Origin of the sequence: Leptolyngbya sp. GB1-A1, from assembly GCF_039962475.1 — a bacterium.
GTDB lineage: Bacteria > Cyanobacteriota > Cyanobacteriia > Elainellales > Elainellaceae > Leptolyngbya_A.
Map to the genome: position 1 here is coordinate 243627 of NZ_JAMPLI010000004.1, position 12040 is coordinate 255666.

General features: G+C 50.6%; 9 protein-coding genes and 1 pseudogene. 7 read left to right on the plus strand and 3 right to left on the minus strand.

What is annotated here, in order from left to right; translation table 11 throughout:
* Window positions 1–184: 184 nt before the first annotated feature.
* Window positions 185–1579 (plus strand): hypothetical protein, encoded by a 1395-nt coding sequence (locus NDI45_RS06635; protein ID WP_348246814.1) that lies wholly within the window; start codon window positions 185–187, stop codon window positions 1577–1579.
* Between the two features lie 405 nt (window positions 1580–1984).
* On the opposite strand, the gene NDI45_RS06640 is transcribed toward NDI45_RS06635, so the two are convergent.
* On the minus strand, window positions 1985–2536 hold the full coding sequence (locus tag NDI45_RS06640; protein WP_348246815.1) for a PAM68 family protein: 552 nt from the start codon (window positions 2534–2536) through the stop codon (window positions 1985–1987).
* Window positions 2537–2542: 6 nt separating this feature from the next.
* A complete protein-coding gene (rpsO, locus tag NDI45_RS06645) occupies window positions 2543–2812 on the minus strand; it encodes a 30S ribosomal protein S15 (protein ID WP_190793594.1) in 270 nt (89 codons plus the stop codon).
* A 128-nt stretch (window positions 2813–2940) separates the two neighbouring features.
* Here rpsO and NDI45_RS06650 point away from each other — a divergent pair, with 128 nt between their 5' ends.
* Window positions 2941–3987, plus strand: a complete 1047-nt coding sequence (locus tag NDI45_RS06650; RefSeq protein ID WP_190793595.1) for a potassium channel protein — start codon at window positions 2941–2943, stop codon at window positions 3985–3987.
* Here the strand turns inward: NDI45_RS06650 and NDI45_RS06655 are convergent.
* Window positions 3966–5348, minus strand: coding sequence for an MATE family efflux transporter (locus NDI45_RS06655; RefSeq protein WP_190793596.1), 1383 nt, complete (start codon window positions 5346–5348; stop codon window positions 3966–3968). The two genes, NDI45_RS06650 and NDI45_RS06655, sit on opposite strands and share 22 nt — an antisense overlap.
* A gap of 473 nt (window positions 5349–5821) precedes the next feature.
* Between NDI45_RS06655 and crtH the strand changes: the two genes are divergently transcribed.
* The 5 genes and pseudogenes from crtH to NDI45_RS06680 all read left to right on the plus strand — a co-directional run bounded on the left by crtH (window position 5822) and on the right by NDI45_RS06680 (window position 11701).
* Complete coding sequence (gene crtH, locus NDI45_RS06660) at window positions 5822–7438, plus strand: carotenoid isomerase (protein WP_348246816.1); 1617 nt, start codon at window positions 5822–5824, stop codon at window positions 7436–7438.
* 308 nt (window positions 7439–7746) lie between these two features.
* A complete protein-coding gene (locus tag NDI45_RS06665) occupies window positions 7747–8556 on the plus strand; it encodes a transporter substrate-binding domain-containing protein (RefSeq protein ID WP_190793598.1) in 810 nt (269 codons plus the stop codon).
* 461 nt (window positions 8557–9017) lie between these two features.
* Window positions 9018–9674 (plus strand): annotated as a pseudogene (locus tag NDI45_RS06670) (amino acid ABC transporter permease); the annotation flags it as partial.
* The gene (locus NDI45_RS06675) at window positions 9667–10389 is read left to right on the plus strand and encodes an ATP-binding cassette domain-containing protein (RefSeq protein WP_190793600.1); all 723 of its coding nucleotides are present in this window, start codon (window positions 9667–9669) and stop codon (window positions 10387–10389) included. The pseudogene NDI45_RS06670 and the gene NDI45_RS06675, both read left to right, overlap by 8 nt.
* Window positions 10390–10549: 160 nt before the next feature.
* Window positions 10550–11701 carry a site-2 protease family protein gene (locus NDI45_RS06680; protein ID WP_348246817.1) on the plus strand — a complete coding sequence of 384 codons (1152 nt, stop codon included), beginning with the start codon at window positions 10550–10552 and terminating at the stop codon, window positions 11699–11701.
* Window positions 11702–12040 lie beyond the last annotated feature (339 nt).

Consider the following 12040-nt stretch of genomic DNA (forward strand, 5'->3'; position numbering starts at 1 on the left):
CAGGGGCAACTAATGCCATTAATATGGGTTTAATAAAGGGCATTAGTTTCAGTTGATTATCTTGGCATTGATTGGCATTCAATCAAATGTTGAGACAGGATGTTGAGACGAAATGTTGAGACAAGCGTTCGCATTTTTCTCAACCGCGCCTCTTTTGGATCGTCAAACTCCTACCCAAGAACCTATGGCGGCTTTCTCGGACGATCGCATCCCGTCCTCTCACAGTGATCGATCCCACTTTTCTGATCGATCGCAGCAGCGTATCCTTGGTCAGTTTCAAGGGGATTGGGTCGACCGACTCAACCTGGATGAGATGTACGTGCTGATTGATGGTGTGCTGCCTTTTGAAGCCTGTCTTTACTATCAGGTTCTGCCGCTGTTTCTGGAGGGAAATCGGCTCAATCTCGGCATGGTCTACCCCGAAGATACCACGGCTGCCGACTACGTTCGCCGCATTATCTCCTATCTCAACTACTCCCTGGTTGCCCGACGCATCACCACCGAAGCACTCCAGGCTACGCTCACGGCTTATCTCAATGCAGCCGAAAATAAGCAAAAGACCGATAAAAATCAGCTCGATCGAGTTAGTTTTGGGCATCATCGCCATGCCGGGCGAAATCGAGTCGCTCGTCCTGTGGATCAAAGTGAGCGGCTGACGCTCATCGTTGATAGCCCTGATGAGCTAGAAGAGGCAGCGGTTTCCGCAGAGGCAGAGCGCGTTGAAGAGCCGCCAATTGCTCCCCTGCAAACGCCAGTCATCACTTCGGCTCCGTCTATTGCTCACGATGAAGCTCTTGCAACCTGGCAACAGCCTTCTCTGCCGATCGCGAGCGAGGAGCAGTCCACCAGCAGCAAACCTTCAAGCCGTTCTGCAAATAATCCCCTGACGGCATCTGCCGCACTTCGACAACCTGTCCTGCCGCTCTTGCCTCAGCTTCCGGTTCTGCAACTTGATGCAAAACACCTCTCTGCTCCGGCAGAAGAACTCGTCACACTGTCGCCAGAGGTTATTTTGCAGGAATTGCTGGCACGAGTACTGGTGGGTGGAATCGGCAGACTTTATTTTGAGAATCATACCCACTACGGCAGGATTCTCTGGAGCCAGAACGGGGTGCTTCAGTCGGTTTTAGAAAATGTGCCGATCGCCCTCTTTCAAAACCTTCTGGCCGCCCTGAAGCAGACCGCAAAAATTGCTTCCCCGATCGCAAATTACCCAAAACAGATTGAAACTGAATATCTCTATAGCCCTATGCTGGAGGGCACCGCCTCGCTGAAGTCGCGTGTCCTGCTGCGCTTTCGCTTTATGCTGAATGCGGGCAATGAAGAAGCAACCCTGCAAATTTTGAGAGGGGCTGCCCTCAAGTTTCACCAACAGCAGCAGATGAGAAAACTTGAACGGGACGCAATGGGCATTGCCAAACAGCTCCAGACTAAGCTAAATGAGATTCGCGATCAAACGCTGACCGGAGAAGGGCTTGCAAGCAGTTGTTTCGATGTACTGCCTGGATTGAGTCATTTGCTGCGCGGCATTGAGCAACAGCTCGACGAGTTGGGGGTTAAGGAATCTGATCAGCCCTAAAAGATGATTTAAAGCAGTGAATCTTCGGCATGACCCCTCAATTTTCCCATGCTGCTCCCCATGCCGCCTAATTCCCAGGCTAAATTCTCTATGAGTTTCTTCAATAGATATCCATGAATAAGGGAGTTTGAACCCAGAAGGAATGCTGTAGCTCTCCCTGGAATTAGGAGCTAGGGGCGGTTTGGCAGCGATCGTGACCTGCACCAAATCCATCAAAATGCAAAAGAAGGGAACTAGCACTGCCAATTCCCCCTTAAATTCCAATTGATAAAGCTTGCCTTTACTGGCCGCAAACGTGCTGCAGGCAGTCTGGTAGCGTTGCTGACCTTGTTAATAACTGATGTTAAAACCGATCAGCAAATCGGCCCAATCGGCAAACCTCAGGGGAAACTGCTTTGTATCGCGTCAGGATTTATCTTTGGACGACCGCCAAGCTTCGGTCATGCGTCCCCAGTTGGTTGTGAACTCTGACCAGCCCGCCAAGCTTCCCGGATTTTCTTCATCCCAGGAGGCAGAGAGTACGCCGTAGCTCAGCCCTAGAACGCCTAAACCAAACCAGCCGAGACTCGTCAGCAGCACTGCATAGGTCGGCACTTCAAACAAAGCATTGACCCGGATCAGATAGCTAACCACAAAGGTAGACATGCCCAGCGCAGTTGGAATCCCGCACAAAATCGCCATGCGTTTGATCATGCGCCGACTCACAGCATCGGGGATCGCAGCCTCTTGAGCAGTCGATCGCTTTACTGGCGGAGCCATCCGCTGGGCAACAGAACGCTTAGGCGCATTTGCCGTAGAGGATGCTTTTGCGGGAGCCTTTGCTGGCGGCGCAACCGGGCTACTCTTGGGCGTTTTCTCAGCCTGCTTGCGGGTTTTGGCTGGTTCAAAGGGAAGCGACTGGCGCGACTCGCCGCCTTTTTTGCTTTTTGACGAGTCGGGCTGAGACTTGGAGGACATACAGATCTAACCCCGAATTCCTAACCGTGTGAGCAGAGCCCGATAGCGTTCCTGGTCTTGCTTTAAGATATAAGCCAACAACCGCTTCCGCTGACCGATCATCTTCAGCAGTCCCCGACGGGAAGCATGGTCTTTCTTGTTTTCGCGCAGGTGAAGACTGAGGCGATTAATACGCTCGGTCAGCATCGCAACTTGAACATCAGCCGATCCGGTATCCGTTTCGTGGATTTGATACTCAGAAATGATTTCCTGTTTACGCTCTTGCAGCAGTGACATGAACCAATTAAATCCCTAACGTAATAGAAATGCAGTCAACTATCTTATCACACTTACCTGGGTTAGGGTGAAGCCTCGGCAGTTTTGCGAATTTCAGGTCGGATTTTCTAAACAGTGGAGCGTAAAGCATGCAGTCGCCCTTTCGGCGAGTTTTGACAGGCGTGGTGTTTTTGGGGATGACGATCGTGGGTGCCGTTTGGGGGTACTGGTGGTCGGGCTGCCCGCTTTTGGATGCGGTTTATATGGTGGTAATCACCATCTTTGGGATTGGCTATGGCGAGTTTTGTCCGGTTTCTGGTTCAACTCGCATCTTTACGATGCTGGTAATTTTGGCAGGCGTGATATCGGTGTCATTAATCTTAGGAGGCTTTGTCCAGATGGTGACAGAAGGCGAGATTAAGCAGGTGTTAGAGCATCGACGGAAAACGCAAGACCTGGCAAACCTGAAGAATCACACGATTATTTGCGGCTTCGGGCGGATTGGGCAGGTGTTATCGCTGAAGCTGGCGGAGGAAAAGCAGCCTTTTTTGATTATCGACACCAGTGACGATCGCATCACCCTGGCAGGAGAAATGGGCTATCACGTCTATCAGGGAAACGCGACCGATGAACACACGTTGCTGCAAGCAGGCATTGAACGGGCAAAGGCACTTGCAACCGTCCTGCCAGACGATGCTGCCAATGTGTTCATCACGCTGACTGCCAGAGGCTTAAACCCGCAGTTAATGATTGTGGCGCGGGGAGAGCTTGCCTCTACCGAAAAAAAGCTGCGCCTTGCCGGAGCTAATCATGTTGTCCTACCTGCTGCAATTAGCGGACAGCGGATGTCTAATTTAATCACCCATCCCAACACGATCGAATTTCTGGAGCAAGGCGAAGAACGGACTCGGCTGAACGAACTGCTAACGCAAATCGATGTTCAGGTTGATGAGCTATCAATTTCTGTGAATTCGCCCTTGGTGGGACGGACGATCGCGGATTTGGAAGTGCGGGGACAGGGAACCTTTATTGTGGTTGCACTCAAGCGGCACGACCAGATTACGAATCATCCCGACCCCAACCTGGGGCTTCATGCCGGAGATACGCTGATTGTGCTGGGGCATCGCGGTGACATTCCCCGATTTGCCGAACGCTATGCCATTAAGCAGTTGCGCTATCGCGGGGCACGCTGGTGAGGGGTAACGGTGCGAAGAACTGTAGTGCTAAATCGCCAGGTGAGAATGCTTGCAGCAAACGCCAAGCCGATCGCCAACCCCCACCACAGTCCCATTCCGCCGTAGCCTAAGCGCAGTCCCAGCAGATAGCCGCAGGACAAACCCAAGCCCCAGTAAGCAATCAAGCCAATCAGCATAGGAACTCGCGTGTCTTTCAATCCGCGCAGCGCACCGACGGCTGTAACCTGAAGCCCGTCCACAATTTGAAACATTGCTGCCACGCCTAACAGCTGCTCTGCCAGCAGGACGACTGCCTGATTTGCCGGGTCGTTGATATCAAGGTAAAGGGAGACGATCGCTTCTGGTACAGTCCAGAACAACATTGCCATTGCCGCCATAAACAGCACCCCCAATCCCATTCCGGTGTAGCCTGCCCGCTTTGCTCCCCGAAAGTCTCCCTGTCCCAGGCGTTGGCCCACCAGCACGGTTGTGGCAAACGAAACTCCGAGCGGAATCATAAACGTAATGGCAGCAGTTTGCAGAGCGATCTGATGCGCTGCCAGCGTTACTGTACCCAGTTGACCCATGAGAAAGGTGGTCACGGTAAATAGTCCGGCTTCAGCCGCCGTCAGAATGCCGATCGGAATCCCTACATGCAGCAGCTCCCGAAACAGGCGACCCTCTAGGACGTGCAGGTTTTGGAAGATGCCGTACTGCTGATACCGAGGCTGCTGACAGTAAAAGAGCAGTGCTAGAAACATTGCCCACAGCGACAAACTGCTGGCGTAGCCAATTCCCGCTAAACCGAGTGCAGGCAAACCCAACTTGCCAAACATCAGTACGTAGTTTCCAGCAATGTTGAAGAGCGTGCCGCAGACCATAATCACAATCACCGGACGCGGCTGAGACAGTGCAGAGACAAAATGCCGCAGCACCGCAAAGCCCAACCCTGCTGGGAAGCCCCAGACGATCGCCTGAAGGTAAGCCGCCGATTGAACTGTAACCGATTCGGATTGACCCAGCCAGAGAAAGAGAGGACGGGGAAATGCCAGCAGCAGCATGAGCGGCAGCGTCATCAGCATTGCCAGCCACATTCCCTGCTGCACCACGCGCCCGACCTCACGAGTTTGACCTGCCCCGAACGCCGATGCCGCTAATGGACTGACCGCAGAGACAATCGAAGAACTCACCAGCAGACAAGCCTGAAACGTCGTCGCGCCCAATCCGCCTGCCGCCAGCACTTCGCCGCCCAGTAAGCCCATCATCACTGTATCGACAAAGCCTGTAGCTGCCTGTGCCAACTGTGCTCCCGCTAGGGGAACCGCCAGGGTTAAAGAGGCTCTCACTTCGGAGGTGAGCTGCGATCGAGTCATTTGAAGCATGGGTGGCGAAAGATAGATTTTGCAAACAGACAGACCATCTACCCTACCAGCCTCTCTGATCCTTTGCCTTCATCCATCCTAGTGAAATGAGAAGGGAGGTTATTGAGAATCTATTGCAATAATCTTGACAGAGATTTGCAATAAATCTAAGATAATCTACATTGTTCTCCTCTCAAGGATCGGTGGTGGGGTTGGTCGGTTGGCTAGCCCCCCATTTTTTGTTTAAATGCAGGGAGGCGAGGGTGAAGGATTTGTAATACATCATACTACAACCAGCAACGTGGGTGGATATGGAAGTGGGTGGACATAAAGGATAGGGGTAACTTGCTGTGCCTGCTTGTGTAACAGATAGGAGTTAGACAGACGGAAGCTAGAGGGATCAGCTCATTCCTGAAGGACGGACAGTATCCGAAGGGCGGACAATATTAGGGTTAAGATGATCTGCTACTGTGCTACAACGGTGCGATTGTGCGATGTCGGATATTTCTGCTCAAAGTTCTGATTTCAGCCTGCCTCAGTCCGATCGCCTCACGCTTGCTCGATCGGGGAACGGTGAATTGGATGCGATCGTGATAGGCTCTGGGATTGGGGGTCTAGTGGCGGCGACTCAGCTTGCGGCAAAAGGGGCAAAGGTGCTGCTGCTGGAGCGGTATTTGATTCCGGGGGGCAGTGCGGGGTATTTTGAGCGGTTCCCTTCTGGGGAAAATTCGGAGCAGCGGGGCTATCGGTTTGATGTGGGAGCCTCGATGATTTTTGGCTTTGGCAGCGAAGGAACGACGAATTTGCTCAGTCGGGCGCTGCAAGCGGTGAATGTGAGTCTAGAAACGATTCCCGATCCAGTGCAGGTGCATTACCATTTGCCGAGTGGTGAGACGATTCGAGTTCACCGGGATTATGAGAAGTTTTTACAGGAATTGATCGATCGCTTTCCCCAGGAGCAAGCAGGAATTCGCCGTTTCTATGACGAGTGCTGGCAGGTATTTCGCTGTCTGAATCAGATGGATCTGCTGTCGCTGGAAGAGCCGCGTTATTTGATGCGATCGTTCTTCCAGCATCCGTTTGCCTGTCTGGGTTTGGCGCGTTATCTGCCGCAAAACGTGGGCGGGGTTGCGCGTCGCTTCATTCGTGATCCTCAACTGTTGCGATGGATTGATCTGGAATGCTACATCTGGTCGGTTGTGCGGGCAGATCGTACACCTATGATCAATGCGGGAATGGTGTTTAGCGATCGACACTACGGCGGGGTTCGGTATCCCAAGGGAGGCGTGGGACAAATCGCCCAAAAGCTCGTGGAGGGCTTGGAGAAAACGGGAGGACAGATTCGCTATCGATCGCGGGTGACAGAAATTTTGTGCGAGGCGGGAAGAGCCGTTGGGGTGAGGCTGGCATCGGGTGAAGTGCTGCGGGCAAAGCGAATTGTCTCAAACGCGACGCGATGGGACACCTTTAGTAAACTGCTGCCGCGATCGATTCTGCCTCCGCAGGAGGTCAAGTGGCAGCAACGCTATCAGAAATCACCCAGTTTTTTCAGCCTACATCTGGGAGTTCGAGGTGAGGTTTTGCCAATCGGAACCGACTGCCATCATGTGGTGCTGGAAGACTGGACCCAAATGGAAACCGCACGGGGAACGCTTTTTGTGTCGATCCCGACGCTGCTTGATCCTGCTCTGGCTCCGAGTGGACATCATATTATTCATGCCTTTACGCCCGACTGGATTCACGACTGGCAAAACCTTTCGCCCACAGACTATCAGAAGCAAAAAGCAGCCGTTGCCGCTCAGATCATCGATCGCTTAAACGCCGTTTTTCCGGGTTTGCGAAAGGCGATCGTTTATCAAGAAGCCGGAACACCCCGCACTCACCGCCGCTTTCTCGGACGGACTGATGGCACCTATGGACCGATCCCCGCTCGAAAGCTCCTGGGATTGCTGGGAATGCCCCTGAATCGAACAGCGATCGCGGGACTTTACTGCGTTGGAGACAGCACATTTCCAGGGCAGGGTTTAAATGCCGTTGCCTTTTCAGGCTTTGCCTGTGCCCATCGCATTGCTGTGGATTTGGGATTAGAGCCAGGATTTTTGTCGCTCTAATCAGAGATGCTTAACAACTGCTGCTGAAATCACCCCTTTGGCAGCTAGAATTCCTGCGTTTGGATGAGGCTTCTGTTTCTCTGTAGCTAGACAATCAACCCATGAGAAATGAACACCGTTGTCTTATGACTGCGGAAAGATGTCATTGATTCAAAAAATGCTTAATTCTTGCGAGGGTTGAGATAGCTCTTTCTTTTGTATCAGTTTGTATCAGAAATTGCTTTCTAACCATACGGCATTTCTCAGGCGAACCCTCACAGAAAGCGACGCCCTTTCTCCCCATTTCCACTACAACCTTAGTTCGAGCTATGTTCAAACGATTTAAGTTTCTATTGACAGTCCTCTTCTCCACACTGTTAACCATTTCGGTGATGACTGCCTGTAATGCTAACCAAAATGCAGGAAGCGGCAGCGGCAGCAGAACGGTAACAATGGCAACTTCTGCGGACTATCCTCCCTATGAGTATGTTGATTCGAGTTCGGGAAGTCAGGAAATTATCGGTTTTGATGTTGACATTGCAAAGGAAATTACCAGCAGGCTGGGCTACGATCTGCAAATTCAAAATATTGATTTCAACGGTTTAGTTTCGGCACTGCAAACAAAGCGAGCCGACTTTGTGATGGCAGGCATGACTCCGACCCCAGAGCGCAAGCAAAGCGTTGATTTTTCTCGCATCTACTACGAAGCGAAAAACACGATCGTCGCCAGACAGGGCAGCAATTTCAGAACGACTGATGCGTTGAAAGGCAAGACCGTTGCCGTCCAGCTTGGTACGATTCAAGAAGGAGTTGCGAAAGATCTCAACGAAGAGAAAAACTTGGGCCTCAACATTAAGCCGCTTAACCGAATTAATGAAATTATTCAGGAATTAAAGGCAGGACGAATCGAAGCAGCGATTGTTGAAGACACCGTTGCAAAGGGCTATGTTGAGTCCAATCCTGACCTGGAATTCAACACAATTCCCAACGCAGGAGAAGCAGGTTCAGCAATTGCTTTCCCGAAAGGGTCTGAGCTGACGGCTGAATTCGATCGCGTTCTGGGCGAAATGATTGAGAACGGCAAAGTAGAAGAGCTCGTAAGCAAGTGGTTTAGCACTTCTGTACCGGCAGCAAAATAGTGGAACTGGAGCAGGAGATCGATCGAAGGATTAGATTGAGGAAATTAAACATCGTCAACTCCGATGTAATTCTGAAAGTCTAAAGGAATGTTTGAAGAGTGTTCTCGGTTCTAAATTGCCCCTTAGACTTCCCAATCCTGGAGGACTTTGAGGACTTCTAGAAAACTTTTAGAGAGCTAGATTTCTTCCAGAATTGGCCTGTTAAGGGAGTAATTCGCAATCAGCACTGTTCAAACATTCCTGTTCAAACCTTCTTTGATTCTGGCGATCGGTTCCTGCGCTTTTAGTATCTAATTACTCGCTTTTTTGAGCCGATTTATTGGATTGTTTAGAAGTTATTTCTTGATAACGATTATTTGACAATGGAAATATCATCAGTCGATTGGACGGCTGGCATCCTCAACGCTTTTCAAATTGAAACTGCTGCCAGCATTTTTGGGCAAGCCGCTCCAACTAAATTTAGCCTTGATTTCTCCAGGATTGTTCCTAACATTCCATTTATTCTTCAAGGGATTGGAGTGACACTGGGGTTTACGCTGGTTTCTGCGGTGATTGGGTTTACCTGGGGAACGATTCTTTCGATTTTTAAAATTTCTACGTTTAAACCATTGCGCTGGTTTGCTGATTTTTATACTTCTGTCTTTCGCGGTACACCACTGATTTTGCAGCTTGCGATTATTTACTTCTCGACACCTCAGCTAATTGGCTATTCGATTCCTGCCTTCCAGGCAGGGGTAATTACGTTTTCACTCAATTCTGCTGCCTATAGCTCGGAAACGATTCGCGGTGGCATTATGGCAGTTGATAAAGGGCAGCGCGAAGCCGCAATGTCGATGGGTGTTGCCTACCCGCTTATGATGTGGGATATTATCTTGCCTCAGGCATTTAAAAACATTTTGCCTGCGCTAGTAAATGAAAGTATTGCCTTGCTGAAAGACTCGTCTCTGGTGTCTACGGTCGGTGCGCTAGACTTAATGCGGCGCGGACAAATTGTTGCGGCTGAAAAGTTTATTTTTTTTGAACCGTTAATTCTGGTTGGTTTGGTTTACTACGTGATGGTGATGGGCTTTACCGTGCTATCGCGCCGCTTAGAACGGAGGATGCGGAAAAGTGATTAGGACAGAATTTTTATCAAAATCATTCGGCAAGTTGAACGTTCTAAAAGATATTTCAACTGAGATCAAAAAGGGTCAGGTGGTTGCGATTATTGGTCCTTCAGGATGCGGTAAGTCAACCTTTTTGCGCTGTCTGAATTTGCTCGAAATGCCAACACGCGGACGCATTTATATCGACAATCAAGATATTACTTCTCCTAAAGTTGATATCAAGGATGTGCGTCAAAATATCGGCATGGTGTTTCAGCACTTTAATCTGTTTCCACACATGACTGTGCTGGACAATTTGACCTACGCGCCGACTAAGGTCAGAAAACTGCCCAAAGCTCAGGCACGGGAAAAAGCAATGGAGTTGCTGCATCGAGTCGGGCTATCAGAAAAAGCTGAAGTGTATCCTTCTCGTCTTTCGGGTGGACAAAAGCAGCGGGTTGCGATCGCCCGATCGCTGGCAATGGAACCTCAAGTGATGCTGTTTGACGAGCCCACTTCTGCGCTAGACCCGGAGATGGTGAAAGAAGTGCTGGACGTGATGAAGGCACTGGCACAAACCCAAATCACAATGGCGATCGTGACGCATGAAATGGGCTTTGCGCGAGAAGTTGCCGACCGCATTATCTTCCTTGATAACGGCAATATTGCTGAAGATGCGCCGCCGGATGTGTTCTTCTCTAATCCTAAGAGCGAACGCGCCTGTCAGTTTCTAGAGAAGGTGCTGTAGAGAAAGTGCTGTAGGGTTCGATTTGCCCTATCTCGTGATTAGGACAGTTTCCCACACCGGAGAGGGACGGCGATTACGGCGATCGAAAGATTAAACGCTGCTTTATATTCCGTTACGATGAGGGCATTGTTGGTTCCTGCTTGGCAGGAGGTCAGAACACATGAACGGTAATCTACGGATCGGTAGCCTGTTTGGAATTCCTTTTTTCGTCAACGCATCCTGGTTTTTGGTCTTCTCGCTTGTGACCTGGGACTATGGCAGTCAGTTAGGCGCGGCTTTTCCGCAGCTCGGCGTGTCTGCTGGGGTGCTGGGGCTGGTGACGGCTCTGCTGCTGTTTGCTTCGGTGCTGGCACACGAGTTAGGACATAGCCTGGTAGCCATGCGGCAGGGAATTCCGGTCAAGTCCATTACGCTGTTTATCTTTGGTGGACTGGCAAGTTTGGGTGAAGAATCGAAGACTCCGGCAGAGGCGTTCTGGGTTGCCGTTGCAGGGCCGCTGGTGAGTTTTGCGCTGTTTGGCATTTTTACAGCTCTAAATATCTTCACTGCTCTCCCCGCTCCACTAATGGTGGTGGTCGGTGTCCTTGCCTCGATTAATCTGGCATTAGGCATTTTTAACCTACTGCCCGGTTTACCTCTAGATGGCGGAAACGTGGTGAAGGCGCTCGTTTGGAAACTGACGGGTAAGCCCTACAAGGGAATTGCATTTGCCAGCCGTATTGGTCGCTTTCTGGGCTGGTTGGGGATTGGCATCGGTGGCTTGTCGGTGCTGGGCTTTATCCAATTCGGTAGTTTTTGGACGCTGCTGGTGGGCTGGTTCTTACTGCAAAATGCCAATCGCTATGCCCAGGCTGCTGCGGTGCAAGAACAGTTGAGCGGTCTAACTGCCGAAGATGCGGTGATTCCTAATAGCCCGATCGTCTCGTCTGAGATTTCGCTGCGGGAATTTGCAAATCAGTACATCATTGGCAATCCGGCAAACTGGCGGAGGTATCTGGTGACGGATACAAACGGTCAGCTTGTGGGTCAGGTCGAAGTGGATGCTATGAAGATGATCCCGACGAATGACTGGTGGGATATCTCGGTGCGGCAAATTATGCAGCCTATCACTCAACTAGAAACGATCGCCTCTGATCAGCCGCTGCTAGATGTAGTGAACCTGATCGAAGAGAAAAACTTGCCTGAATTAGTGGTGCTTAAGGAAGATAAGAAGCCTGCAGGTTTACTGGAGAAGTCCTCCATCATCCAACTTCTGCAAGACCGTGCTGCTGCAAAATCAGCTCCCCCTCAACCGATTCCGTCTCAGGCATAAGCGGACTTGCTCCGTAACCTTAATACTCACATCGCGCACTAATTGCGATCGCCCCTGTCTCTTTAGGCGGGGGATTTTTTATAGTCAATCCCTGAAAGGGTTTTGATTTGGTTGAAATGACGGGTTGCTGAAAGCTTTGATTTATGGAGTTTTCGAGGTTCGATTGTACGAATTGACCGGGTTGTAGCATTTCTATAGTGGATGGCAAGAAATTTCATTTTGAATCCTGTCCCAAATCGAAACGGGTCAAGAGTTTGGTGGTTGCGCGGAAGGGAATTGGGGTTCAAATGGTGGAAAGGGCTGTCTTGCAAGAACTTCCGCCCTTGATGCAGGAATGCC